25 protein-coding genes are annotated in these 25,692 nt (G+C 65.6%); 23 read left to right on the plus strand and 2 right to left on the minus strand.

Translation table 11 applies throughout. From position 1 onward, the window contains the following. The first annotated feature begins 237 nt into the window (after nucleotides 1–237). Nucleotides 238–591 (plus strand): Rv2175c family DNA-binding protein, encoded by a 354-nt coding sequence (locus tag LFT44_RS07410; RefSeq protein ID WP_236802011.1) that lies wholly within the window; start codon nucleotides 238–240, stop codon nucleotides 589–591. A gap of 9 nt (nucleotides 592–600) precedes the next feature. Here the strand turns inward: LFT44_RS07410 and LFT44_RS07415 are convergent, their stop codons facing one another. Together LFT44_RS07415 and LFT44_RS07420 are read right to left on the minus strand one after the other, a co-directional pair. After that, nucleotides 601–1,695 carry a polyprenyl synthetase family protein gene (locus LFT44_RS07415; protein ID WP_236802012.1) on the minus strand — a complete coding sequence of 365 codons (1,095 nt, stop codon included), beginning with the start codon at nucleotides 1,693–1,695 and terminating at the stop codon, nucleotides 601–603. Then, nucleotides 1,692–2,216, minus strand: coding sequence for a hypothetical protein (locus LFT44_RS07420; protein WP_236802013.1), 525 nt, complete (start codon nucleotides 2,214–2,216; stop codon nucleotides 1,692–1,694). Before LFT44_RS07420 ends, LFT44_RS07415 begins: the two co-directional genes overlap by 4 nt. Before the next feature lie 173 nt (nucleotides 2,217–2,389). On the opposite strand from LFT44_RS07420, the gene dinB reads away from it, so the two are divergent. The 22 genes from dinB to LFT44_RS07530 all read left to right on the plus strand — a co-directional run bounded on the left by dinB (nucleotide 2,390) and on the right by LFT44_RS07530 (nucleotide 25,659). Further along, entirely contained in the window at nucleotides 2,390–3,571 is a 1,182-nt protein-coding gene (gene dinB, locus LFT44_RS07425) for a DNA polymerase IV (protein WP_236802014.1), read from the plus strand. Nucleotides 3,572–3,823: 252 nt separating this feature from the next. Next, nucleotides 3,824–4,195, plus strand: a complete 372-nt coding sequence (locus LFT44_RS07430) for a DUF3040 domain-containing protein (RefSeq protein WP_236802015.1) — start codon at nucleotides 3,824–3,826, stop codon at nucleotides 4,193–4,195. 354 nt (nucleotides 4,196–4,549) lie between these two features. After that, the gene (gene mraZ, locus LFT44_RS07435) at nucleotides 4,550–4,978 is read left to right on the plus strand and encodes a division/cell wall cluster transcriptional repressor MraZ (RefSeq protein WP_018763545.1); all 429 of its coding nucleotides are present in this window, start codon (nucleotides 4,550–4,552) and stop codon (nucleotides 4,976–4,978) included. A 166-nt stretch (nucleotides 4,979–5,144) separates the two neighbouring features. Then, nucleotides 5,145–6,137: a 16S rRNA (cytosine(1402)-N(4))-methyltransferase RsmH gene (gene rsmH / locus LFT44_RS07440; protein ID WP_142134347.1), complete on the plus strand. Its 993-nt coding sequence runs from the start codon at nucleotides 5,145–5,147 to the stop codon at nucleotides 6,135–6,137. Then, nucleotides 6,134–6,838, plus strand: a complete 705-nt coding sequence (locus LFT44_RS07445; protein WP_236802016.1) for a hypothetical protein — start codon at nucleotides 6,134–6,136, stop codon at nucleotides 6,836–6,838. The genes rsmH and LFT44_RS07445 overlap by 4 nt, the downstream gene beginning before the upstream one ends. Nucleotides 6,839–6,886: 48 nt before the next feature. Then, nucleotides 6,887–8,689, plus strand: a complete 1,803-nt coding sequence (locus LFT44_RS07450) for a peptidoglycan D,D-transpeptidase FtsI family protein (RefSeq protein WP_236802017.1) — start codon at nucleotides 6,887–6,889, stop codon at nucleotides 8,687–8,689. A 96-nt stretch (nucleotides 8,690–8,785) separates the two neighbouring features. Continuing rightward, nucleotides 8,786–10,429, plus strand: a complete 1,644-nt coding sequence (locus LFT44_RS07455) for a UDP-N-acetylmuramoyl-L-alanyl-D-glutamate--2,6-diaminopimelate ligase (RefSeq protein WP_236802018.1) — start codon at nucleotides 8,786–8,788, stop codon at nucleotides 10,427–10,429. A gap of 6 nt (nucleotides 10,430–10,435) precedes the next feature. Further along, complete coding sequence (locus LFT44_RS07460) at nucleotides 10,436–11,899, plus strand: UDP-N-acetylmuramoyl-tripeptide--D-alanyl-D-alanine ligase (protein ID WP_236802019.1); 1,464 nt, start codon at nucleotides 10,436–10,438, stop codon at nucleotides 11,897–11,899. After that, entirely contained in the window at nucleotides 11,896–13,005 is a 1,110-nt protein-coding gene (gene mraY, locus LFT44_RS07465) for a phospho-N-acetylmuramoyl-pentapeptide-transferase (RefSeq protein ID WP_236802020.1), read from the plus strand. The genes LFT44_RS07460 and mraY overlap by 4 nt, the downstream gene beginning before the upstream one ends. Next, on the plus strand, nucleotides 12,987–14,564 hold the full coding sequence (murD, locus tag LFT44_RS07470; protein ID WP_236802021.1) for a UDP-N-acetylmuramoyl-L-alanine--D-glutamate ligase: 1,578 nt from the start codon (nucleotides 12,987–12,989) through the stop codon (nucleotides 14,562–14,564). Before mraY ends, murD begins: the two co-directional genes overlap by 19 nt. 2 nt (nucleotides 14,565–14,566) lie before the next feature. After that, a complete protein-coding gene (gene ftsW / locus LFT44_RS07475; protein ID WP_236802022.1) occupies nucleotides 14,567–15,892 on the plus strand; it encodes a putative lipid II flippase FtsW in 1,326 nt (441 codons plus the stop codon). Between the two features lie 6 nt (nucleotides 15,893–15,898). After that, a complete protein-coding gene (murG, locus tag LFT44_RS07480) occupies nucleotides 15,899–16,999 on the plus strand; it encodes an undecaprenyldiphospho-muramoylpentapeptide beta-N-acetylglucosaminyltransferase (RefSeq protein WP_236802023.1) in 1,101 nt (366 codons plus the stop codon). Beyond that, entirely contained in the window at nucleotides 16,996–18,372 is a 1,377-nt protein-coding gene (gene murC / locus LFT44_RS07485; RefSeq protein ID WP_236802024.1) for a UDP-N-acetylmuramate--L-alanine ligase, read from the plus strand. Before murG ends, murC begins: the two co-directional genes overlap by 4 nt. Next, a complete protein-coding gene (locus LFT44_RS07490; RefSeq protein WP_236802025.1) occupies nucleotides 18,365–19,282 on the plus strand; it encodes a cell division protein FtsQ/DivIB in 918 nt (305 codons plus the stop codon). Before murC ends, LFT44_RS07490 begins: the two co-directional genes overlap by 8 nt. 184 nt (nucleotides 19,283–19,466) lie before the next feature. Further along, nucleotides 19,467–20,720 (plus strand): cell division protein FtsZ, encoded by a 1,254-nt coding sequence (gene ftsZ / locus LFT44_RS07495; RefSeq protein ID WP_236802026.1) that lies wholly within the window; start codon nucleotides 19,467–19,469, stop codon nucleotides 20,718–20,720. 8 nt (nucleotides 20,721–20,728) lie between these two features. Next, nucleotides 20,729–21,418, plus strand: a complete 690-nt coding sequence (locus LFT44_RS07500; protein WP_236802027.1) for a polyphenol oxidase family protein — start codon at nucleotides 20,729–20,731, stop codon at nucleotides 21,416–21,418. Beyond that, nucleotides 21,411–22,172 carry a YggS family pyridoxal phosphate-dependent enzyme gene (locus LFT44_RS07505; protein WP_236802028.1) on the plus strand — a complete coding sequence of 254 codons (762 nt, stop codon included), beginning with the start codon at nucleotides 21,411–21,413 and terminating at the stop codon, nucleotides 22,170–22,172. Before LFT44_RS07500 ends, LFT44_RS07505 begins: the two co-directional genes overlap by 8 nt. Before the next feature lie 90 nt (nucleotides 22,173–22,262). Then, complete coding sequence (locus tag LFT44_RS07510; protein ID WP_141160844.1) at nucleotides 22,263–22,793, plus strand: cell division protein SepF; 531 nt, start codon at nucleotides 22,263–22,265, stop codon at nucleotides 22,791–22,793. Between the two features lie 132 nt (nucleotides 22,794–22,925). Continuing rightward, nucleotides 22,926–23,213 (plus strand): YggT family protein, encoded by a 288-nt coding sequence (locus tag LFT44_RS07515; RefSeq protein WP_142134322.1) that lies wholly within the window; start codon nucleotides 22,926–22,928, stop codon nucleotides 23,211–23,213. Between the two features lie 174 nt (nucleotides 23,214–23,387). Next, a complete protein-coding gene (locus LFT44_RS07520) occupies nucleotides 23,388–24,071 on the plus strand; it encodes a DivIVA domain-containing protein (RefSeq protein WP_236802029.1) in 684 nt (227 codons plus the stop codon). Nucleotides 24,072–24,167: 96 nt separating this feature from the next. Continuing rightward, the gene (gene lspA / locus LFT44_RS07525; protein ID WP_236802030.1) at nucleotides 24,168–24,740 is read left to right on the plus strand and encodes a signal peptidase II; all 573 of its coding nucleotides are present in this window, start codon (nucleotides 24,168–24,170) and stop codon (nucleotides 24,738–24,740) included. Continuing rightward, nucleotides 24,733–25,659, plus strand: coding sequence for an RluA family pseudouridine synthase (locus LFT44_RS07530; protein ID WP_236802031.1), 927 nt, complete (start codon nucleotides 24,733–24,735; stop codon nucleotides 25,657–25,659). Before lspA ends, LFT44_RS07530 begins: the two co-directional genes overlap by 8 nt. The last annotated feature ends 33 nt before the right edge of the window (nucleotides 25,660–25,692 follow it).

Genomic DNA, 25,692 nt, shown 5'->3' on the forward strand with positions numbered 1-25,692 from the left:
TCTTCTCAACTGCGGGTGCGGACGCGGACGGGGATGCCGCTGTCAATCTTGATACTACTGTGACTTAAGTTATTCCTGTTACAACTGTGATGAGTGTGAATCTCTCATGAATTTGCGATTAGCACAAGAAATTCCTGATTCTGTGCAATGCCTTCATTTCGGGAGTGTCCGCAGGCCAGGAGCGGAATGAATTGCCTCGACTAGGCGCCGGGCCGGGCTGCATGGCAACCTTGATCCGTGAGTAATGTAGAAAACCTGGTGGGCGAGTGGTTGCCACTGCCCGACGTCGCCCGTTTATTGGATGTTTCCATCACTAAGGTCCATAGCCTCATTGATGAGCGTGCCCTGGTGGCACTACGGGTGGGGGAACGGAAGATCCGGTCTGTTCCCGCCGAATTCATCCAGGATGGCCAGGTAGTGGACAGCCTTAAGGGCACCATTGTGGTGCTGGCCGACGCCGGCTACTCGGATGAGGACCTTATTGTCTGGCTGTTTACGGCCGACGAGTCATTGCGGGGCCGCCCCATTGACGCGCTGCGGGAAGGCCGCAAGACCGAAATCAGGCGCAGGGCCCAGACCCTGGCCTGGTAAACCGCAGCTTCAGGAGGCTCGGCTGACAGCAGCTTCAGCCAGCTTCCGAAGCGCAATTTTGGGCAACTCCTCCAACGGAAGCCCATCAAGTGCCTCGAATGCTGCAGCGCCGAACTCACTAATAAGGACTTCGGTGGCCTGCAACGCTCTGGAATCCTCGATGATGCGCCGGATTTCCAGGATGTCAGCGTCCGACAGGTCGGGGCTGCCCAGGCTCGCATCAATGAATGCGGACTCTTCCGGGGTCGCCTGATCCAGTGCGAGGGCCACCAGGACAGTACGTTTTCCTTCGCGCAAATCATCGCCGGCCGGCTTGCCGGTGGTGAGCGGATCCCCAAACACGCCAAGGACGTCATCGCGGAGTTGGAAGGCCTCGCCGAGCGGAAGTGCGAAAGCCGAATAGCCGCGGAGCAGTTCATTCGACGCTCCGGCCAGGGCTCCGCCCAGGGCCAGTGGGTGCTCGGTGGAGTATTTGGCGCTCTTGAACCGGATGATGGACTGCGCCCTGCCGACCGCTCCCGCCCGGTCCCGGACAGGTCCCGCCACTTCCTCCAGGATGTCCAGGTACTGGCCGGCCATGACCTCTGCTCGCATCAGGTTGAAAATCAGCCTCGCCCTGCTTCCGGAGGCGGCCCGTTCACCGATGTCGGTAAACGCCTCCTCGCTGAAGGACAGGCAAAGATCGCCCGCAAGGATGGCGGCCGCCTGGCCGAACCGTTCGCTGTCCAGTGCCCAGCCCTGGGACGTGTGCAACTCGCTGAAGCGCCGGTGGACGCTGGGACCGCCGCGGCGGGTGTCCGAGCGGTCGATGATGTCGTCATGGATCAGTGCGGCGGCCTGGAACAGCTCAAGCGCAGCGCCGGCTGTGACAACCTGGCTGGCCCCGGCCTCGCCCCCTGCGCCGCGCCAGCCCCAGTAGCACATCAGGGCGCGGAGGCGCTTGCCGCCGGTGACGAGGTTGGAGATGGAACCCATGATTGGTTCGATGTCCGGGGAGATGCCGGACATTACTGACTGCCGCGCGGTCAGGAATCCCGTGAGCTCGCCTGCCACGCCTGCCACGAAGTCGGCTTGTTCATTCCGTAGCTGCTCCGCTGCCGTCACTTGGCTGACTCAGCTGCCACGTTGGCGCCGATGGTGAACGTGGAAACGCCCGCGGCTTCGACCACCGAGAGGTTGACGGTCTCGTTGTCACCGCGGACGAAATCCTTGGAAGCCACCCCGCCCACCTTGTCGCCGGGAACGGCCTTGAAACCCTGGCCTTCCAAGGCCTTCGTATAGAAGTCAAGGACCGAAGCGGTAGGGGCCGTGACCGTCCCGACCAGGGCAGCGGTGGAGGGTGTGGAGGCCTTGTCGAAGCTGCTGGACACGACTGTTGCCCCGGTCATCAAGGGGAGGAGTTGCTGCGGAAAGCCGGCCACCACCGCGCCGACAGTCGCGGAAGTATTGGGCGACGCCGACGGGCTGGGGGAAGCCGTGAGGGTGGACTGGGTGGCAGCAGGGGGTGCGGACTGGGAAGGCTCTGCCTGTCCGGAGGGGGTCTGGCTGCAGGCGGCCAGGGCCAGCACCGCCGCAGCGGCAAGCGCGGCCAAGCCTGCTGGCTTGAAGTTTCCAATAGCCGTCACAGAGACTTTCCTCCTGGTGTTGTTGGCAAAATCAGCCTCCAGTTTAGCCAGCCTCCGCTGCGCTCCCGACAAACAGCAGAGTCCCATAAGCCGATAGGATTGCAGCCGTGGGGCCCGCAGGTACGAACCGACCATCGGCCGCGCGCCCCCAGGGGCGCCGGCGCACATGCATCATGCACGTGGACATGGATGCTTTCTTTGTTTCCGTGGAGCTCCGGACGCGCCCCGAACTTCGCGGCAAGCCCGTGATCGTGGGCTTCCCGGGAGAGCGGTCAGTTGTCCTCTCCGGCTCGTACGAAGCCCGCGCCTTCGGCGTCAAGTCCGCGATGCCCATGGCCGTGGCCATGCGCATGTGTCCGCAGGCGGTGGTCATTGAACCGCGGCACAAGCTCTACTACGAGGTGTCGGGGCAGCTGATGGGGATCTTTGAGTCCATCACCGGGCTCGTGGAGCCCCTCAGTGTGGATGAGGCGTTCCTGGACGTCACCGGCGCGCTCCGCCGGCTGGGGCCGCCGAGGGGAATAGGTGAGCTGATCCGCCGCCGGGTCGCAGCCGAACTGGGCATCACCGCCTCCGTGGGAATCGCCGAGACCAAGTTTGTAGCGAAAATTGCCTCCACCCGGTGCAAGCCGGACGGGCTGCTGCTCATCGGGCCGGATGAAACCGTGCCGTATCTGCACAGCCTTCCCGTAGGTGCCCTGTGGGGTGTAGGGGCGAAAACCGGGGAGGTCCTGGCAAAAATGGGAATCAGGACGGTGGCGGACGTTGCCGCAACCCCGGTCTCCTCCCTTAAGAAGGTCCTGGGGGCCACGGGGGAGCATGTGCACCAGCTTGCCTGGGGCATCGATCCCCGCCCGGTTACCCCGGTGCGGCTGGAAAAGAGCATTGGAGCCGAAGAAACCTTCGCCACGGATACCGACGACGACGCGCTCCTCCGCCGGGAACTCCTGCGGCTCTCGCACCGGACGGCAGGGCGGTTGCGGGGCTCCGGAATGGTGGCCAGGACCGTGGCGCTGAAGTTGCGCTTCGCGGATTTTTCCACCGTAACCCGCAGCAGGACGGTGCAGACTCCGGTGGACAGCGCCCAGCTGATCTACGCAGTGGCACTGCAGCTCCTGGAGTCGCTCGGAACCAGGGCGATGGCCGTAAGGCTCGTGGGCGTCCGGGCAGAGCAGCTCGAGGAGGCGGCGCGTACCTCGCTCCAGCTCAGCATCGACCGCCGGGACGAGAACTGGAGGGCGGCCGAGCAGGCCCTTGACGAGGTGACCCGCAGGTTCGGCAGCAAGTCCGTGCTGCCGGCACGTTTAATGGAGCCGGAAAACCGGGTCGGGGACGGCACGCAACGGCCTGCTTGAGGGATTTGCCGAAGTCATTGCCGTCTTTCAGATCAGGCGTCAACAATCTATCCTTAGAGATACATAGTTTTCGAGTGAATGGACTTACTGCCGGACCCTCTTGGACATGCTCCCGCTCCCGCGACCGCATGCTGAATTCCCGTTTTGCCACGACTGGGAAAACGGGAACTTTCCAGCAATGGCAGGCGTTCCAACGGAGTAGAAGTAGTGGCTGGGATCAGCCCGGACGTTGGCCTACAAAAGGAGGTCGTGATGCCGCTGTCGGAGCACGAACAGAAGCTGCTTGAGCAGCTTGAGAAGCAGCTTCACGAGGACGACCCGAAGTTCGCGAACTCATTGGGTTCGGACCCCGGGCGTTCATGGTCCACGAGGCATGTTGTTATTGGGGTCCTCTGCGCACTGGCCGGCGTGTTCCTGTTGCTGCTCGGTGTCACACTCCAGAACATCTTCGTCGGGGTCCTGGGCTTCGTCGTCATGGGCGGTGGGGTGTACTTCGCCACCATGCGAAGTTCCCGTGGAGGTGCAGCCGCCAAGGGTGGCGGGGCAAAGCCAGGCAAGCAACGGAGTTCATTCATGAGCAGCCTGGAAGAACGCTGGGACGAGCGCCGCAGGGGGGAGCCCTAAACCCCTTGGAGACCCGGATGCCGAATCCCTCCAATTTGCTCCCCTGACCACAGGGGATCGCCCGTGAAGACCCGCTACGGCGGGTCTTTTCGCGTTTAAGAAACGCGGTCCAGGGCATTCCGCCTGTCAGTGCCCGCTTGAGGGAATTCACCGGGACCCGCCAAGACAAAAGCCCTCCACTTTCCACCACCGCCCAAAATTCCCGCTATTTCGGGCCTTCCTTCCCACAATTAGAGCGCCGCAGCCCCCGTTTCGCGTTGACTGTGGTGGAAAGTGGAGTAATGTGGAGGACATAAGAGGGTGGTTGCAACATAGGGGATGTGCAGTTCCTGACAGCGGACAGGCGGTGGGCCAGTGTTTCTGGGCACTCACTCGCCACGTCTGGATGAAAAGGGGCGGATCATTCTCCCGGCCAAGTTCCGCGAGGAGCTTGCCAGCGGCTTGGTGCTCACAAGGGGCCAGGAACGTTGCATCTACGTCTTCAGTGAGAAGGAATTTGCACGGGTCCATGAGCAAATGCGGGAGGCGCCAATCTCCTCCAAGCAGGCACGTGACTACATCCGCGTATTTCTCTCTGGAGCCTCTGACGAGGTACCTGACAAGCAGGGGCGCGTGACCATTCCACCGGCGCTCCGGGAGTACGCAGGACTCGGAAGGGAACTTGCCGTCATCGGCGCCGGTACCCGCGCCGAGATCTGGGACGCCCAGGCTTGGAATGAATACCTCGCGGAGAAGGAGACAGCCTTTTCCGAAACTGACGATCCCATTCCGGGCATTCTCTGAATCCGGAGCGGGGCAGCAGGCGGCTTCTTGGATGAGATCTCCAGCCGGCCCATCGGCTGCCAACCTGGCTCACCTTCCCCGGAGCCAGGCGGGCGGAACGGTAGGTGCGGATGGGGATCTGGTCCCAGAAGCATCAGGTGACAACGACGGCGGGAAAGGACCAGGCATGACCGATCAACCCAAGCCCACGTCCGAACGCCATGTGCCGGTCCTCCGCGACCGGTGCATCAATTTGTTGGCACCGGGCTTCGAAGCGGCGAGGCTCCGCGGGGAAACCCCCATCGCCGTGGACGCAACCCTGGGGATGGGCGGCCACTCCGAGGCCATGCTCCAGAGGTTCCCCGACCTCCACCTCATCGGCATTGACCGTGACGAGGAAGCACTGGCCCTCGCGGGGGAGCGGCTGGCTCCCTTCGCTGCCAGGACCGACCTGGTCCACGCGGTCTACGACGAAATCCAGGACGTGCTGGCAGACCTCGGCGTGGCCGAAGTGCACGGCATCCTGATGGACCTTGGTGTCTCTTCACTGCAGCTGGACGAGCGGGAGCGCGGCTTCGCCTACTCGTTCGATGCCCCGCTGGACATGCGGATGGACACCAGCCGCGGCCAAACGGCAGCGGATGTGGTCAATACCTACAGCGAAGCAGACTTGGTCCGGATCATCCGCAAATGGGGCGAGGAAAAGTTCGCCGGCCGGATCGCCAACCGGATCGTTGCAGCACGTGCGGTGAAGGAGTTCACCACCACCGGCGAACTCGTCGAGCAGATCCGTTCCGTGGTGCCTGCCTCCGCCGCGAAGTCCGGCGGACACCCTGCCAAGCGGACCTTCCAGGCCCTGCGGATCGAGGTCAACGAGGAACTTGATGTTTTGGAACGGGCTGTGCCCGCCGCCGTCGACTCCCTGGCTCTCGGCGGCCGCATCGTGATCATGTCCTACCACTCCCTCGAGGACAAGATCGTCAAAGGCGTCCTCCAGGCCCGCTCGAAGTCTTCTGCTCCCCTCGGCTTCCCCGTGGAGCTGGAAGAGCACAAGCCTGAACTCAAGACCCTGACCAAAGGCACTGAGGTGCCCACCGCCGTCGAAATTGCTGAAAACCCGCGCGCTGCCTCCGCCAGGCTTCGCGCGGCAGAACGAATCAGAGCCAGGAGAGCTGCATGAGCACCGCCGCCGTCAAGAACTTTCCCATCGTTTCCGGCAGTTCGGCGGCCGATGCCAGGCCTGCGGGTGAACCGGGCGTAGGCCGGAAGGGGCGTACGCCGCTTTCCGTCGTCCGCACCGCGCCCCGGAAGCGCCGGGCCCCCTTTGTCGTGCTCTGCTTTGCCATGCTCGCCGTCGCCCTGGTTGCGGTACTGGTCCTGAACATCTCGGTTTCCACCGCGCAGTACCAGTTGGTGGAGTTGCGCGCCAAGCAGAGCTCATTGACCAAGACCAACCAGGACCTGACCCAGCAGGTACAGAACTTCGAGGCCCCGCAGAACCTGGCGGCCAAAGCCACTGAGCTTGGCATGGTGGCGTCCACGGTGAAAGGCCAGATCGATCTGTCCACCCTGTCAGTCACAGGAAAAGCCACCCCGGCAGTGAAGGGTGCAGCGGGTGGAGCGGTCATCCCGGCACCGGCCGTAGCCGGGCAGCTCATTGTCCCGCCGGCTCCCAAGGGTGCAGCAGCGGATAAGGCCACGACGGCGGACGCCGGGAAGGCTTCTCCCGCTCCCGCCGCCGGCCCGGCCCCCGCCGCGAACCCGGCACAGGCCACTGTTCCCCAGCGCCCCGCTGCTGCCCAGGCGGCTGCAGCGGCTCCGGCACCCGCGCTTCACGGCGGCTCCGTTCCGGCGCCCCAGCAGAAGGTCCCCGGGCAGTAGGCCAAAAGGCAGGACAGGCAGCAGCGTCGAGCAGCAAGGAATATCACGGTGGCGGAGAAGACCGGCAAGGCAGGACAAAGCAAGGCACCCAACGCCACGAAACGCTTACGCCTGGGACTGGGCGTCATGCTCACGCTCCTGCTGGTGGTGGGCGGGAAGCTCTTCCTGGTCCAGGGGCTCGACGTCGGGGGCATGGCCGAAGCGGCGTTGAACAGCCGGATGACCTCCGCCATCCTGCCGGCAGAGCGCGGCAGCATCCTTGATTCCCGCGGCACCGTACTGGCCAACAGCGTGATCCGCTACAACATCGTGGTGGACCAGCGGGTCAACACCAAGACGGAGTCCTACAAGCGGCTGGACCAGGCCGACGGCCACGAAAAACTGGTGGACGTCAGCCGCGACCAGGCGATTTCCGAGCTTGCCGCCGCCCTCGGCATGGACACCAACGCCGTCCGGGACGCGGTCACCGGCCAGCAGCCGTATCACATCGTGGCCAAGGACGTGAAGCCCGACGTCGAGGACCGCATCTCTAAACTCCAGGTGCCCGGCATCGTTGCCGAGGGCGTCAGCAAGCGCGTCTACCCGAACGGCGCTGTGGCCGGGGGAGTGGTGGGTTTCCTCCAGGACGGCACTACCGGGCTGGCCGGGATCGAGCAGACCCAGGACGACCAACTCAAGGGCAAGGACGGCAAGCGCCTGTTCGAGATCGGCGCCGATGGATTGCGCATCCCGGTGGGCCTGGACGAGCTGACTCCGCCGCAGAACGGCAAGGACGTCAAGCTCACGCTGAACTCCGATCTTCAGTACTTTGCGCAGCAGGCCGTTCAAAGCCAGGCGGACAAGCTCAGCGCCGAGTGGGGCGTCATCATCGTGATGGATGCCAAAACTGGAAACCTCCTGGCCCTGGCCGACACGAACTCCCCGGACCCCAACAACCCGGGACTGGTGGCAGCCAAGGACCGCGGCGTCCGCTCCGTGACCGCAGCCTATGAGCCCGGTTCCGTGGAGAAGATGATGACGGCAGCAGCTGTGATCGACGAGGGACTTGCGAAACCGCTCGACACCTTCACCATCCCGCCCACCTACACGGTTGACGGCCAGACGTTCAGCGACGCTTTCACCCACGGAACCGAGGAACGGACGCTGGCGGGCATCATCGGGTACTCCATGAACACCGGAACCGTCATGGCCGGCCAGCGGCTTAGCAAGGAACAGCGCTATGACTGGCTGAAGAAGTTCGGCATCGGCGAGGCGCCGGATATCGGCCTGCCGGCCACCGCCGCCGGCATCCTCACGCCACCGGACCAGTGGGATGGACGCCAGCAGTACACCGTATTGTTCGGGCAGGGAGTTTCCCAGTCCACGCTCCAGACGGTCCGTGCCTACCAGAGCATCGCCAACAACGGCGTCATGCTGCAGCCACGGCTGATCGATTCCTACATCTCGCCTGACGGCACGGAGGAGAAGGTGCCGGCCCAGCCGTCACGGCAGGTTGTCTCCGACAGCACGGCCCAGCAGGTCCAGGACATCCTGGAAAGCGCCGTCACCGAGGGCGAAATCAAGGACGCCGGAATCGACGGCTACCGGGTGGGAGCCAAGACCGGCACGTCGGAGTCACCGTGCGACGACGGCAAGTCGGGCTACTGCGGCTACACGGCCTCCATCGTGGGAATGGCGCCGATGGATGATCCGCGGTTTATTGTGGAGGTGGTGCTCCAGCGGCCGAAGGGCAGCATCTACGGCATCACCAACGGGCCGGTGTTCCGGTCCGTCATGAGCCAGGCGCTGCGGACCTACAACGTCCAGCCTTCAACCGGTACGCCGGCCAGGATGCCCCAGTACGCCAAATAGCGGCCGCGCGGGGCCGGAAGTACCAGCAGCATCCAGCGCATCAAAGTGCCCGGGGCGAACCATGCCGGGCACGCACTAGCACCATCGGAGATCCCCTTGTCAGAGTTCACCACGCCCGGCAGCGACGCTGCACGAGACGAAGCCCGGGATGAAAGTCCAGGCCGCTTCCGGCCCGCAGCCGTAGCTGCCGTCCCGCTGGCCGCCGTCGGGAAGTCCCTTGGCGTAACTGTGCCCGAACCCGCCGCTGACGTGGAGATCACGGGGATATCGCTGAACTCGCGCACCGTTGAGCCCGGCGACCTGTACGTGGCGCTGCCCGGAGCCAGCAGGCACGGCGCCGACTTCGCCTCCGACGCCATCGGTGCTGGGGCAGTGGCCGTGCTGACAGACGACGCCGGTGCGCGGCTGCTCGCCCTGTCCGCGGACACGCCCGTCCCGGTGCTCGTCGTCGGGAATCCCCGCAACGAGGTGGGACCGCTCTCCGCGATGATCTACCGCAGCCAGCCCGCTGACGGCCGGCCACTGCGGCTGTTCGGTGTGACAGGAACCAACGGGAAGACCACCACCACCTACTTCATCACCTCCCTGCTGCGTGCGCTCCGGCAGAAGACCGGCCTGATCGGAACCATCGAAATCCTGGCCGGCGGGGAACCGATCCCCAGCCTCCTGACCACGCCCGAATCGCCTGAGGTCCACGGGCTGCTGGCGCTCATGCGCGAACGCGGGCTCGACGCTGCCGCCATGGAAGTGTCCTCCCACGCCATCTCCTACCAGCGCGTGGACGGCCTGCTCTTTGACGTCGCGGGTTTCACCAACCTCACCCAGGACCACTTGGACCTGCACAACACCATGGAGGAGTACTTTGCCACCAAGGCGGAACTCTTCACGCCCGGGCGCACCCGCCGGGCGGTAGTGACGGTCGACGACGAGTGGGGACGCCGGCTGGCCGGCAGCACCCAGGTGCCGGTCACCACGCTCAGCACGGGCGGCAGCACCCAGGCGGATTGGACAGTTGCAGCAACGGCGCCGCGGGGGCTTGGTACCGACTTCACGCTTGCGGGTCCCTCAGGCGCCACCCTGCAGATCCACACCGGACTGCCCGGCAGCTTCAACGTTGCCAACGCGGCCCTGGCTGCGCTGATGGTCCTTGCGTCCGGTGTGGACCTGGCCGATCTGCAGGCCGCCCTGGACGCCGCCGACCCCTTCACCGTGGCCGTGCCCGGACGGATGCAGCTGATCGCCGAGCAGCCCGCCGCCGTGGTGGACTTCGCCCACAACACCGACGCCCTGGCCCGGGCCCTGGAAGCCGTCCGCGCGCCCCAACCGGACTCCCGGCTGATCGTGGTGTTCGGTGCCACCGGACAACGTGACCAGGGCAAGCGACCCGCGATGGGTGCCATTGCGGCCCGGCTTGCCGACACCGTAATCATCACCGACGACGACCCCCACGACGAGGACGCGGCTGCGATCCGCGCCGACGTGATGGCCGGGGCACGTGAAGCCCTGGCCAGCGGGTCATCGGGGGCAGAGCTGTTGGAGGTCTTCCCCCGCGACGAAGCCATCCGCCACGCCGTGTCCCTTGCCCGCCCACAGGACACCATCCTGGTGGCGGGCCGCGGGCACGAAGTCTGGCAGGAAGTGAAGGGCGTCAACCTTGCCCTGGACGACAGGGTGGAACTGCGCAGCGCCTTGACAGCCAGGGGATTCAACGTTCTCCATGACGACCGGATAGAGTCCTAGACCGAGATGATTGCATTTACTGCGGCGGAAATCGCCGAAATCACCAGCGGGCGCCTGGACGCCGATCCCGGACTAACGCCCCTCTCGGTGGTGACGGATTCACGCGAAGCCACACCGGGTTCGCTTTACGTCGCGAAGCCGGGCGAATATGCCGACGGCCATGACTTCATCGACGCCGCCTTTGGCGCGGGCGCCGTACTGGCACTCGTCGAGCGCCCGGTGTCCGCACCGGACGGCAAGGCGTACCCTTCGATCGTGGTGGACGACGCCGTCCTGGCCATGGGCGCACTTGCCGCCGAAGCCGTCCGCCGGATCCGTGCCGCACGTGCGGCAGCAGGAGAGCAGCTGACGGTGATTGGAATCACCGGTTCCGCGGGCAAGACCACCACCAAGGACCTCCTGGCCGGAATCCTGGCCACGCAAGGCAACACGGTGGCACCGCAAGGCTCCTACAACGGCGAGGTGGGCGTCCCGCTCACGGTTTTCCGGGCCGGCACAGACACCCGCTACCTCGTTATCGAGATGGGGGCCACCGGGATCGGCCACATCCGCTACCTCGCAGAGATGGTCAAGCCGGACATCGGGGTGGTCCTGGCTGTAGGTACCGCGCACGCCGGCGAGTTCGGGGGAGTGGAGAACATTGCGCTGGCCAAGGGCGAGATGGTCGAAGGCCTGACCGCCGCGGGCACCGCGATCATCAACCTCGACGACGAGCGCGTGGCAGCCATGCGCAGCCGTACCTCCGCTGCCGTCCTCGGCTTTTCCGCAGACGGACGCGCGGATGCACAGGTCCAGGCGCTCAACGTGGATACCAACGCCGGGGGCGGCCCCGAATTCGACCTCCAGCTGCCGGATGGCGCTGCTCCCCGGCACGTAAGCAGCCGGCTCATCGGCGCGCACCACGTGGGAAACCTGCTCGCAGCCGCTGCAGCCGCATGGGGTGCCGGAGTGCCGGGAGACCACATCGCGGATTCGCTGAGCAACCAGGCCGCCGCCAGCCGTTGGCGCATGGAACGCACCGAGCGGCAGGACGGCGTGACCGTCATCAACGATGCATACAACGCCAACCCCGAGTCCATGCGGGCGGCCCTTCGAACCCTTGCCGACCTTGGCCGCGGCCGCCGCACCTGGGCCGTCCTGGGGGCCATGCTGGAACTGGGCGACGACTCCATCCGCGAGCACACCGCCGTCGGAACCCAAGTGGTGCGCCTCAACATCTCCAGACTGCTGGTGGTGGGCCGCGAGGCCCGGGCACTCTACGTTTCAGCCGTGCAGGAAGGGTCGTGGGGGGACGAATGCCTCTTCGCCGAAACGGTGGATGAGGCCTACGAAGTCCTGGACGCCGAACTCCAGCCCGGCGACCTGGTGTTGTTCAAGTCCTCCAACAGCGTGGGACTTCGTCATTTGGGCGATCGGATAGCATTACCCCCAACCTCCACCCCTGCCGACGAAAGGAGCACTCTGCTGTGATTGCTCTGTTGATCGGCGCAGGCCTGGCCCTGCTGTGCTCCCTGGTGGGCACCCCGCTTTTCATCCGCCTCCTGGTGCACCGCGGCTATGGCCAGTTCATCCGTGACGACGGCCCCACATCGCACCACACCAAGCGCGGCACCCCCACCATGGGCGGAACCGTGGTGGTGGCCTCCGTACTGCTGAGCTACGGTCTCACCCACCTCATCATGCTGATGATGAACCCAGACTCACCGGGACCATCAGCGTCGGCCCTGATCCTGCTGTTCCTCATGGTGGGCATGGGCCTGGTGGGCTTCCTGGACGACTTCATCAAGATCTCCCGGCAGCGCAGCCTTGGCCTCAATGCCAAGGCCAAGCTCATCCTCCAGGCCGCCGTAGGCATCATCTTCGCCATCCTTGCGCTGAACTTCCCCAATAGCGCCGGACTGACGCCCGCGTCCACGAAGATCTCCCTGGTCCGGGACCTGCCCTGGCTCGACCTCGCCTTCGGCGGCACCGTCCTTGGCGCCATCCTCTTCGTCATTTGGTCGAACCTGATCGTCACCGCGGCCACGAACGGCGTGAACCTTACTGACGGCCTCGACGGCCTGGCGGCCGGCGCATCAATCATGGTTTTCGGCGCTTACACGCTCATGGGCATATGGCAGAGCAACCAGGCCTGCGGTTCCCCCAGGGAGGCCGGCAGCGGCTGCTACTTGGTCAGGGACCCCCTGGACCTGGCGCTCCTGGCCGCCATCCTCAGCGCCGCGCTGGTGGGGTTCCTCTGGTGGAACACATCGCCGGCAAAGATCTTCATGGGCGACACAGGTTCGCTGGCCATCGGCGGCGCGGTGGCGGGCTTCGCCATCCTGTCCCGCACCGAACTCCTGCTGGGCATCGTGGGCGGTCTCTTCGTGCTGATCACCCTGTCCGTCATCATCCAGGTGGGCTACTTCAAGGCAACAGGCGGCAAGCGCGTGTTCAAGATGGCGCCGCTGCAGCACCACTTCGAACTGAAGGGGTGGGCCGAAGTGACCGTCGTGGTCCGGTTCTGGATCCTGGGCGGACTCTTCGTTGCCGTCGGATTGGGCATTTTCTACGCTGAATGGGTTGTACTGCTGTGACCGTTTCCCCACGCCTGGCAAACCTCGTCTCCTGGGACTCCGACTGGGCCGGCCTGCGTGTTGTCGTCACGGGCATCGGGGTGTCGGGTTTCGCCGCTGCGGACACCCTCATCGAACTCGGTGCACGCGTCGTGGTAGTCGACGCCGCCACCAGCGAGACGGCCCACGCCCACGCGGACACTTTGAAGATTGTGGGTGCCGCCGACGTGCTGCTCGGTCCCGACGCGGTCACGCACATTCCCCGCATCGACGGCGAGCTTCCGGAACTGATCGTGACCTCGCCCGGATGGCGCCCGGACCAGGCGCTGCTCGCAGCAGCGGCACGGGCACACATTCCGGTGTGGGGCGACGTCGAACTTGCCTGGCGGGTGCGGGTAAGGGAAGGCCGGAAGACGGCGGACTGGCTGGCAATCACCGGAACCAACGGCAAGACCACCACGGTGGGACTTACCGAATCCATGCTGCGGGCCGCCGGCCTCAAAGCCATCGCCGTCGGCAATGTGGGCACCCCCATCCTGGATGCCCTCCGCGATCCCGTCGAGTACGACGTCTTCGCCGTCGAACTCTCGAGCTTCCAGCTCCACTGGGCCGAATCCGTGTCGCCCGTGGCGAGCGTCTGCCTGAACGTGGCCGAAGACCACGTCGACTGGCACGGTTCCTATGATTCATACCTCGCTGACAAAGCCAAGGTGTACGAGCGGACCCAGAAGGCCTGCATCTACAACGCCGAGCAGATCGAAACCGAGCGCATGGTGGAAAACGCCGACGTCGTGGAGGGCTGCCGTGCCGTGGGCTTCACCACTGTCACGCCGGCCATCAGCATGCTTGGCGTGGTGGAAGGGCTGCTGGTGGACCGCGCCTTCATCGAGGAGCGCAGGAACAGCGCGGCTGAACTGGCCTCGATGGCAGACCTTGGACCGCTGGCCCCGCGCCACATGGTGGCCAACGCCCTTGCCGCAGCCGGCCTGGTCCGCGCGTACGGCGTGGACGCCAAGGCAGTCCGCCAGGGCATCCTCGATTACGTTCCGGGCGACCACCGCATCCAGCCGGTCGCCCGCATGAACGGCGTGCTCTGGGTCAATGACTCCAAGGCCACCAACCCCCACGCGGCCTCCGCATCCCTGTCGGCCTTCAGCAACGTTGTCTGGATCGCCGGTGGCCTGTCCAAAGGCGTGAGCTACGACGAGCTGGTCCGGGACCACGCCCCACGGCTCAAGGCAGTGGTACTGATCGGTACGGACACCGCCCACCTCCGGGAAGCCCTCCAGCGACACGCGCCCGATGTCCCGGTGATTGAACCGGAGGCAGGTGAGACTGAAGGGGTGCAGACTGCTTCGGCGCCCGATGGCACGTCCGGCGGTTCCCCCGGCAAGGGAGAACGGGTGATGTCCTGGGCCGTTGCGTCAGCAGCACGGATCGCCGAATCGGGCGATACCGTGCTGATGGCTCCGGCAGCTGCTTCCATGGATCAGTTCTCTTCCTACGCTCACCGTGGTGGTACTTTCATCGACGCTGTCCGCGAGCTGGTGGAAGGGCAGGCCCAGACCGGCGAGGAGTAACGATGGCCAGTACGCCCACCCGGCCCCAGGCCGGCAGGACGCGCCCCGGCTCAACGGCTGCCGCCTCCCGGCAGCCGGCAGCGGCAGGCGCGAAACTGCGCACCGCGTACCGGCGGTTCTGGGCCCTGCTGGAGGGAACCGGCAAGTCCCGGAACGGCTCCACGTACTACCTGATCCTTGGCGCCACGCTCGCGTTGACGGCCATCGGGATCATGATGGTCCTCTCCGCCTCCAGCGTTGAATCCATCGCCGCCGGAAAGTCGCCCTACGGGGACGCGCTGAAGCAGGGTGTCTTCGCTGCCATCGGCATATTTACCATGTTCGTGCTCTCGCGCATCAACGTCACCTGGCTGAAGCGGCTGGCCTGGCCCGCCGTCGGGTTCGCCGTGGCGCTCCTTGCCCTGGTGCAGGTGGTGGGCACGGAGATCAACGGCAACCGGAACTGGGTTGACCTGGGCGGCATCACGTTCCAGCCGTCCGAAGCCGCCAAACTGGCCCTCGCCCTATGGTTGGCCACGGTGCTGGCCAGGAAGGGCAGGCTTCTCAGCCGCTGGCAGCACGTGCTGGTCCCCGCCGTCCCCATGGCGGCCATCATCGTCGTGCTGATCCTGGTGGGCAACGACCTGGGCACGGCCATGATCATCATGATGATCATGGCGGCCGCGCTGTTCTTCGCAGGCGTCCCCCTCTACCTCTTCGGCATTGCAGGCCTTGTCGCCGCTGCCGGCACCGCCGTCATGGCCGTGACCAGTTCCAACCGCATGTGCCGCATCACCTCCTGGTGGACCGGCCAATCCTGCGCCGACGGCATCGACGCCAACTACCAGGCCACCAACGGCATGTACGGCCTTGCCTCAGGGGGCTGGCTGGGGGTTGGCCTTGGACAGAGCCGGCAAAAGTACAGCTGGATCCCCGAAGCCCACAACGACTTCATTTTCGCCATCATCGGCGAGGAACTCGGCCTGGTGGGGACCGTCGTCGTCCTGGTTCTTTTCGCGATCCTCGGCGCTGCGATCTACCGCGTGGTGGTGGCACAGGAGGACATGTTCCACCGGGTCCTGGCGGGCACCATCATGGTGTGGCTGCTGGGCCAGGCCACGGTGAACATGTCTGTAGTCACCGGCCTGATGCCCGTCATCGGCGTGCCGCTGCCGTTTATTTCGTACGGCGGCTCGGCCCTGCTGATGTCGCTGTGTGCCGTGGGGGTGGTCCTCTCGCTGGCCCGGGAACAGATGGCCCCGGCCATTCGGCCCAAGCGGATGCTGAAGTTCCGGATCCGGCCAGCGCGGGACAAGAGCCAACCAAAGAATTCCAGAAAGCGTGCCTAACCCCAGATGACTTCGACAAAACCCTCCATCGTCCTGGCGGGCGGCGGAACAGCCGGCCATATCAGCCCGCTGCTCGCCATCGCCGCCGCCATCCGCAGCGATGCTCCCGATGCCGCCATCCTGGCCGTGGGGACGCCCGCGGGCATGGAAACCCGGCTGGTTCCCGCCGCAGGCGTGGACCTCGCCACAATTGACCGCGTACCTTTTCCGCGGAAGCCGTCCGCGGACCTGCTCCGGCTGCCCGGCAGGCTGGCCGGCGCCGTACGCCAGGCCGGAGCCATCCTCGACCGGGCGCAGGCCGACGTACTGGTGGGCGTGGGCGGATATGTCTGCACCCCGATGTACCTGGCGGCGCGGAAGCGCGGCACACCCATCGTGATCCACGAGGCGAACGCGCGCCCCGGACTGGCCAACAGGGTGGGAGCCTTCCTGGGCGGACGGGTGGCAGTGGCCTTTGAGGGCACACCGCTCCGCAACGCCGCGCATGTTGGCATGCCTATGCGCAGGGAGATTTCCAGCCTTGACCGGAAGACCGCCCGTACTGCCGCGCGGGAGGCGCTGGGGCTTGATCCCCAACAGCCCACCTTGATCGTCACCGGCGGTTCGTCAGGCGCGCAAAGCATCAACCGGACCATCGCAGCGGCGGTCGGCCCGCTTGCCGAAGCGGGCGTCCAGACCCTGCACATCACCGGCCGGGGCAAAACTGTCCTGGACCAGGCCGGCCGGCCCCTCACGGCCAAGGGGTACCGGCAGATGGAGTACATCGACGGAATGGAACTTGCCTATGCTGCCGCCGACCTGCTGCTGGCAAGGTCCGGGGCGGCCACGGTGTCCGAGGTCGCAGCGGTAGGGGTCCCGGCAGTCCTGGTGCCCCTGCCCATCGGCAACGGGGAACAGGCGCTGAACGCAAAGGGCCTGGTGGCCGCCGGCGGCGCGCTGCTGGTGCCAGACCGCGACTTCACGGCTGCATGGGTCAAGCGCGAGCTGATCCCGCTGATCACTGATAAAGCACGGCTCGCCGCCATGGAAGCCAAGTCCTACCGGCTCGGCATCCGAAACGCCGACCAGCGAATGGCTGGTCTTGTCCTGGAAGCGGTATCAGCATGAGCCCCCACAACCTGCCCGGCCTGGACTCCCTTGGAAAGGTGCACTTCATTGGCATCGGGGGAGTAGGCATGTCCGCCGTGGCCCGCATCATGGTGGCCCGCGGTGTCCCCGTCAGCGGCTCCGATGCCAAGGATCTGCCGGTCATGGCAGACCTCGCTGCGGCCGGGGCACGCATCGCGGTAGGTTACGCAGCCGGAAACCTGGGCGACGCGCAGACCGTCGTGGCCGGATCGGCAATCCGGGAAGACAATCCTGAACTGGCGGCGGCACGGGTCGCAGGGCTGCCGGTGCTGCACCGTTCGCAGGCCTTGGCGGCCACCATGGGCGATGACGTCGTGGTGACCGTGGCCGGAACGCACGGCAAGTCCACCACGACGTCGATGATCACCGTCCTGCTGCGGGCAGCCGGCCTGGATCCCAGCTTCGCCGTGGGAGCCAATATTCCCGCGCTTGGGGTCAACGCAGCCCACGGGACCTCAGGAATTTTCGTCGCCGAGGCAGACGAATCGGACGGCTCCTTCCTGAACTACCGGCCCCGCATCGCCGTCGTCACCAACGTTGAGCCTGACCACCTCGACTACTACGGCACCGCGGAAGCCGTCTACCAGTCGTTCGACCGGTTCACTGAGCTGCTGCCGTCGGACGGCCTGCTGGTAGCCTGCGCGGACGATCCGGGAGCGCTGGCCCTGGCCGAACGGACCAGGGAGCGGGGCAACACCCGGGTGGTCCTGTACGGCACCGGCGAGACGGCGGACGTCAGGTTGGACGACGGCGGCCCGGGCCAGGTTGCGGTGGCAACAGGCGGTGCACGCTACGGCCTGTCGCTGCAGGTTCCGGGCCGCCACAACGCCCTGAACGCCGCGGCCGCCTTTGCCGTGGCCCTTGAACTCGGCGTGGACCCGGCAGCCGCGGCCGAGGGCCTGGCCCACTTCGCCGGCGCGTCCCGGCGCTTCGAGCTCAAGGGCACGGCGCGTGGGGTGCGGGTCTTTGACGACTATGCCCACCACCCCACCGAAGTCCGTGCGGCCCTGACCGCAGCCCGTTCGGTGGCGGGCGGCAACAAGGTCCATGTCCTTTTCCAGCCACACCTGTTTTCACGCACCCGCGAGTTCGCGGCAGAGTTTGCCGCGGCCCTCAACCTGGCCGACACCGCCCTGGTCCTCGATATCTACCCCGCCAGGGAAGACCCCATTCCCGGGGTCACCAGCCAGCTCATTGCCGACCACCTCACCCAGGGCGGCCGGCTGGTCAGCGCCGATGAGGCGGTGGAGACGCTTGCCGCAGCGGCAGGTGAAGGGGACGTCGTCCTCACCGTCGGCGCAGGAGACGTCACTGCCTACGGGCCCCGAATCGTGGAGGCACTCCATGCCTAGCTCCCGCCGCCCCACCTACGCCCCGCCTAAACGGAACAGCCGCCCCGCGCCCCGGCCGGGGGACAGCGGGCCGGAAGAGGTGCCCGGCGGCGCCGGCGGGGATGTGATCACCGCGTCGCGCAGCATACCGGACCAGGCGACGCAAAAACCCGCGCAGAAGCCGGCGCAGGAGCAGAAACCTGCCGGGGCAACCGTCCTGGCATTTCCGGAGCCAAAGGGCCGGCGGCGGCGGAAGAAAGTCCTGCTCGCCGTCGGAACCGTGATTGCGCTGGTGGCCGCACTGCTGGCCGCCGCAATCTACTCACCTGTCCTGGCCCTGAAGACCGTCTCAGTCTCCGGCACCCGCCTGGTCACCCCGGAGCAGGTGCAGGCGGCGCTGGAGCCCCTCCGCGGCAAGCCCCTGCCGCAGATCAGCGACGATGATGTGCGCGGGCTGCTCGGCTCCCTGATCCAGGTGAAATCCGTCTCCGTCGAGGCGCGCCCGCCATCCACCCTTGCCGTCGCCGTGCACGAGCGGGTACCGGTGGCCCTGGTCAAACAGGGGGAGCAGTACCAGTTGGTGGACGTCGACGGCGTGCGATTGGGCACCACCGACGATCCGGCGTCAGCGTCCCTGCCCGTGATCGACGGCGGCGCCGGGGCGATCGGGCAGGACCTGTTCCGCGCCACCGCGGCAGTCCTGGGTGCGCTGCCTGCCGATGTGCTGGCCAAGCTGTCCAATGCGTCCGCGCAGTCCGTGGATGCCGTCGAACTCAAGCTCGTGGACGGCCAGACCATCGTGTGGGGCAACGCCTCGGAGAAGGAACTCAAGGCCAAGGTCCTGGCCGCGCTCCTCAAGGCTCCGGCAGATCCCAAGAATCCCGTCAAGGTCTACGACGTCAGTGTGCCCCGGCACCCCGTGACGCGCTGAGCGCTTTCTTTCCCGGTATTAATCCGACACGCGGAGCCGGTTATTGAATGTGTGCACCAGAGGAAATACCGTCACAGACAAGAGTTACTTGACATAACTATAACCTTCAACTCGAAGGTTAAGGTTGCAGGCTTCAAGCTCTCCATCAGTTTTCGCAATAAGACACGAACAAGGGACACGTAACGTGGCAGCTCCGCAGAATTACTTGGCCGTCATCAAAGTCGTCGGCATCGGCGGCGGTGGCGTGAACGCAGTCAACCGCATGATCGAGGTCGGCCTCAGGGGTGTTGAATTCATCGCCATCAACACCGACGCCCAGGCCCTGCTGATGAGCGACGCGGACGTGAAGCTCGACGTCGGACGCGAGCTGACCCGCGGCCTGGGCGCCGGCGCCAACCCCGAGGTGGGCAAGCAGGCCGCCGAGGACCACGCGGGCGAAATCGAGGAAGTCCTCCGCGGCGCGGACATGGTCTTCGTTACCGCTGGCGAGGGTGGCGGCACGGGCACCGGCGGCGCCCCTGTCGTTGCCCGCATCGCCCGCTCGCTTGGTGCCCTGACCATCGGTGTGGTGACGCGCCCCTTCACTTTCGAGGGCCGCCGCCGTGCCGGTTCTGCGGAGGCGGGCATCGATGCCCTGCGCGACGAAGTGGACACCCTGATCGTGATCCCCAACGACCGCCTGCTCTCCATCAGCGACCGCAACGTGTCCGTCCTTGACGCGTTCCGCTCCGCTGACCAGGTGCTGCTTTCCGGCGTCCAGGGCATCACGGACCTCATCACCACGCCGGGCCTGATCAACCTCGACTTCGCGGACGTTAAGTCCGTCATGCAGGGCGCTGGCTCAGCCCTCATGGGCATTGGCTCCGCCAGGGGCGAAGACCGCGCCGTCAAGGCTGCTGAACTGGCCATCGCCTCGCCGCTGCTGGAGGCATCCATCGACGGCGCCCACGGCGTGCTGCTGTCCATCCAGGGCGGCTCCGACCTTGGCCTGTTCGAAATCAACGAGGCCGCGCGGCTGGTCCAGGAAGTGGCCCACCCCGAAGCCAACATCATCTTTGGCGCCGTCATCGATGACGCCCTTGGCGATGAAGCGCGCGTGACAGTGATCGCGGCCGGGTTCGACGACGTCAAGGCCACCTCGCCCTCCATGGACCAGTCCCAGCCGCAGGCCGCCCCGCAGCGGCCCGCTGCCCCTGCAGCCGCTCCGGCCTCGGCCCACCCGCAAAACGGAAACCACCAGGGCAACGGAAACCACCAGCAGAACGTCCAGCCGCTCCACGCCGGTATCGGCGCTGCGGGACTCAGCAACTGGGGCCAGCAGCGTCCCTCTGCCGTCCCTGCCGATTCGGGCTTCGACGTCGACCTGCCTTCCGTGGTGGAGCCGGACCTTACCGGCAACCACCCGGATGACCTGGATGTCCCCGACTTCCTGAAGTAGGCGGCGGCTTGTTCCATTGGCGTGCCGACATCCTGCCCGGGGTGTCGGCCGCATTCACTAATGTGGATGCAGGAAACCTGGCCCTGCACGTGGGGGACGATCCCGCCAGGGTCCAGGGGCGCCGAGCACGCCTGGAGCAGTCCATCGGTGTGGGACCGCAGTCGCTGCGCTTCATGAACCAAGTGCACGGCACCACGGTTGTGCTGATGGACGCGGAGTCACCGGCCCCTGAGGCCGACGCCATGGTGTCCCGCGGCCTGCCCCTGGCGGTCATGGTGGCGGACTGCATCCCGGTGCTGCTGGCGGGGGAGTCCGGGAACGGTCCGGTCCTTGCCGCAGTGCATGCAGGCCGCCCCGGCGTCGCGAACGGTATCCTGCACGCCGCGGTGGAGAGCATGGAGTCTCTTGGCGCTACCCGGATCCGCGCTTGGCTGGGGCCGTCAATCTGCGGGTCCTGCTACGAAGTTCCAGCCGCCCTGCGCGATGGCGTGGCAAACATGGTTCCCGCGACCTGGAGCACTACGTCCTGGGGTACACCAGCCCTTGACCTCCCTGCCGGCGCTAGGAGCCAGCTTGAGTCCGTTGGCGTGGACGTGGAATACGCAGGGGACTGCACCCTTGAGACTGAAACGCTCTATTCGTACCGCCGGGACCGGAACACAGGCCGTTTTGCCGGACTGGTCTGGTGCCATGACTGATCTGTCGGCTCCCGGGCAGGGCCAGGGTGAAGACGCGCGTACCGAAGAACTTGCCCAGCGGCTTGCCGCGGTACGCTCCCGGATCGCCACGGCGGCTGAAAGTGCGGGCCGCAGCAACCGGCTGCCCGCCCTGATCGTGGTCACCAAGTTCCACCCTGCGCAGGACATCCGGCGGCTTGCAGCCTTGGGAATCAAGGATGTCGGTGAGAACCGCGACCAGGAAGCCGCCGCCAAGGCGCTGGAACTTGCCGACCTCGCCCTCACTTGGCATTTCGTTGGCCAGCTGCAGACCAAGAAGGCCAAGTCCGTGGCACGCTATGCCTCCGCTGTCCACTCGGTGGACCGGCCGCAGCTCGTGGATGCGTTGGCAAAAGCCGTGCGGAATGAGATGGAGTCCAGCGGCCGCGCCCCGCTGGACTGCTTCATCCAGGTCAACCTCGAAGATCCAGCGGACGACGACGGCACGCACCGCGGCGGGGCAGCACCCGCCGATGTGCCGGTCCTGGCAGAAGGAATCACCCGTTCTGCGGGCCTGAACCTCGCCGGCGTGATGGCGGTTGCTCCGCTGGGGGTCCCGGCGGAGCCGGCGTTCGAAAAGCTTGCCGGGATCTCCGCCCGGCTCGTGGCGGCTTACCCCGCTGCAACCGCCATTTCCGCAGGCATGAGCCAGGATCTCGAAGCAGCCATCAAGTTCGGGGCGACACACCTGCGAATCGGTTCCGATATTCTCGGTTCCCGTCCTGCCGTGGGGTAGCGTCGGAGCTATTGGAAGTGATGGGCGGGGGACTTCAGTGCTGTCAAGTCATTGGGCGGCCCGCTTACGGGACAGGATTAGGAGTCGACCATGGCCGGCGCTCTGCGCAAGACAATGATCTATCTTGGGCTCGCCGATGGCGATGAGCATTACGAGCCCGAGCAACAGACCACACGTAAGGATGAGGACGAACCCATGGAAGTTGACCGCGAGGAACGCCGTGCCCCGGCACCGGTCCGCGAAGTCAGCCGCGAGGCGTCCTACGCCCCTGAAGAGGAATACCGCGCCCCTGTGACCCCTATTAAGCGTGCGGCCTCAAGCCGCGAAGAGAATACCGGTCTGCGCCAGATCACGACCATCCACCCGCGCTCCTACAACGATGCCAAGCTCATCGGTGAAAGCTTCCGGGACGGCATTCCGGTGATCATGAATGTCACGGACATGGGTGAGGCTGACGCCAAGCGCCTGGTGGACTTCTCCGCCGGTCTCGTCTTTGGCCTCCGGGGCAGCATCGAGCGGGTGACCAACAAGGTGTTCCTGCTCTCACCCTCGTATGTCGAAGTGATCGGTGACGACAAGAAGGCCAGCGATACGCAGGCCAGTTTCTTCAACCAGAGCTGAACATCAGGCCTCGTCAGATGCCAGGCAGGGACACCTGTCTGGCATCTGTGCTGAAATAGAGAAGACACCGGCAGTACAACAGCGGCGCCCATCATGGACGTGCCGCACGAATATGGAGATATGAAATAAGTCATGGGAATTGTTTTCGGACTTCTCTATCTCGCCCTGCTGCTGTTCTTTGTTGCCCTCATCATCCGCCTGGTGTTCGACTGGGTGCAGATGTTCGCGAGGGAATGGCGTCCACGTGGCGCGGCCCTGGTGGTGGCCCACGCCGTGTACTCCATCACGGATCCTCCGCTCAAGGGGCTGCGGCGGCTCATTCCGCCGCTCCGGCTCGGCGGTATTTCGCTGGACCTGGGCTTCCTGATCCTGTTCATTGGCGTCAGCATTGCGATGAGCGTCACCAGGAGCCTGGCCTGAGCCGGCAATTAGACCCGCAATGCAGGTTGTTCCGCTTCTGAGCGGCTACTGTAAAGCGAAGAAACCTCCGGTTTGACACTGCAGTGTTGAATTAGAGTAAGCAGACCAAATTTAGGTACCGTAGTTTTGACGGCCGGAAGGCCTACTGACTAACCAGACCAGTGAGGTGACCAGATGGCTTTGACGCCAGAAGACGTTGTCAACAAGCGCTTTCAGCCCACCAAGTTCCGCGAGGGCTATGACCAGGACGAGGTTGACGACTTCCTGGACGAAATCGTCGTCGAACTCCGCCGCCTGAACCAGGAAAACGACGAGCTCCGCAAGAAGCTCGCCGAAGCCGGTTCCAGCGTGCCGGCCAGCTCCGCTGCCGCACCAGTGGTGGAGAAGGTCCCCGCGCCGGTCAAGGCCGACAAGGACGAGGCCCGCGAGAAGGCAGAAGCAGAAGCCAAGGCCGCCGAAGCCAAGAAGAAGGACGTCCAGCCCGCTGCACCGGCTGCCGCCGCACCGGCCGCGCCCGCAGCTGCTGTCTCCACTTCCGCCGAGTCCGCCGCCGGCCTGCTTGCCATGGCACAGCAGATGCACGACCGCCACGTCGCCGACGGACAGGCGCAGAAGGACAAGATCATCGCCGAGGCGCAGATCGAAGCAAGCAGCCTCGTCAACGACGCCCAGGAAAAGTCCCGCAAGATCCTCGGCGCACTCGAGCAGCAGCGCTCGGTCCTGGAACGCAAGGTGGAACAGCTCCGCGGCTTCGAACGCGATTACCGTTCACGCCTGAAGGCCTACATCGAAGGCCAGCTCCGCGACCTGGATGCCCGTGGCTCCGTTGCGACGCCGGAAGTCAGCGAAGCGAACTAAGCCTGGCAGCACGTATTCTGAAAGCCGGTGGCTGGGGATTCCTCGGCCGCCGGCTTTTGGCATTGACGCCCAGTTCCCCCCAAATTTGAAAGCACCATGACTGACGAAATTGCCGCAGGCGCGGCACGCCCTGTCCCTCCCTCGCCCCGCCCCCGCCGGGCAGTCCTGCTGTCCCTGTTTGCCGGCTTCGCGGTTTTCGCCTATGTCCTGGACCAGCTAACCAAACTCTGGGTAACCTCCACCATGGTGGAGGGCGAGCGGATCCCGGTGCTGCCACCACTGCTCCACTGGTATTTCATCCGCAATTCAGGTGCGGCGTTTTCCATTGGCGAGAACGTCACCTGGGTGTTTTCCATCATCATGGCCGGTGTCGCCATCGCCATCCTGTTCCAGGTCCGCCGGCTGGGCTCGGCCTGGTGGTCGCTCGCATTGGGCCTGCTGCTTGGCGGCGCCCTGGGCAACCTCACCGACCGGCTTTTCCGTGAGCCGTCATTTGGCATGGGACACGTGGTGGACTTCATCCAGCTTCCCAACTTCGCCATCTTCAACATCGCCGACTCCGCCGTGGTGTCCGCCGTAGCCATCATCTGCATCCTCACCCTGCGGGGGATTGCCCTCGACGGAACGCGGCTCGGGACCGGACACAAGGACAAGCCCGACCATGAGTGAGCGCATCGTCGTCGCCGAAGAGTTTGGCGGAACACGGGCCGACGCCGGACTGGCCGGCATACTCGGCGTGTCCCGTTCCGTTGCCGCGTCCCTGCTGGCGGAAGGCCACGTGCTGAACAAGGGCAAGGCGTTGGCAAAGTCGGCAAAACTCGTGGCGGGGGAGGTTCTCGACGTCACCGTCCCCGAACGTCGGGACCCGCTGGAAGTCGTGGAGGAAGCTGTGGAAGGCCTGAAAATACTGCTCGACGATGACGATTTCGTCGTCGTCGACAAGCCTGTCGGCGTGGCAGCCCACCCCTCGCCAGGCTGGGTGGGCCCCACCGTCGTGGGCGGGCTTGCCGCTGCCGGTTACCGTATCTCCACCTCTGGCGCTCCCGAGCGTGCCGGCATCGTCCACCGGCTCGACGTCGGGACCTCGGGTGTGATGGTGGTGGCCAAGTCAGAGCGGGCGTACACCGCCCTCAAACGGGCCTTCAAGGAGCGCACCGTGGACAAGGTGTACCACGCAGTGGTGCAGGGCCTGCCCGACCCCCTGACCGGCACCATCGATGCCCCCATCGGCCGCCACCCCGGGCACGACTGGCGCTTCGCCGTCATCGAGGACGGCCGCGCCTCCGTGACCCATTACGAGGTCCTGGAGGCATTCGGCAAGGCGAGCCTGGTGGAAGTCCACCTCGAAACCGGGCGCACGCACCAGATCCGGGTCCACTTTTCCGCGCTCCGCCACCCCTGCGCGGGTGACCTGACATACGGCGCCGACCCCCGGCTGGCTGCGAACCTGGGACTCACCCGGCAGTGGCTGCATGCCCGTGAACTGTCCTTCGAGCACCCGGTGACGGGCGAGCGGGTCACTGTCGCCAGCGACTATCCACAGGACCTGGCCTACGCCCTGGACGTTCTGGAATCCGGCAACGCCTGACACACCGTGCCTGGCCCTGGCAGGGCCGGGGCA

This window comes from Arthrobacter sp. FW306-05-C, assembly GCF_021801725.1.
Taxonomy (GTDB): Bacteria; Actinomycetota; Actinomycetes; order Actinomycetales; family Micrococcaceae; genus Arthrobacter.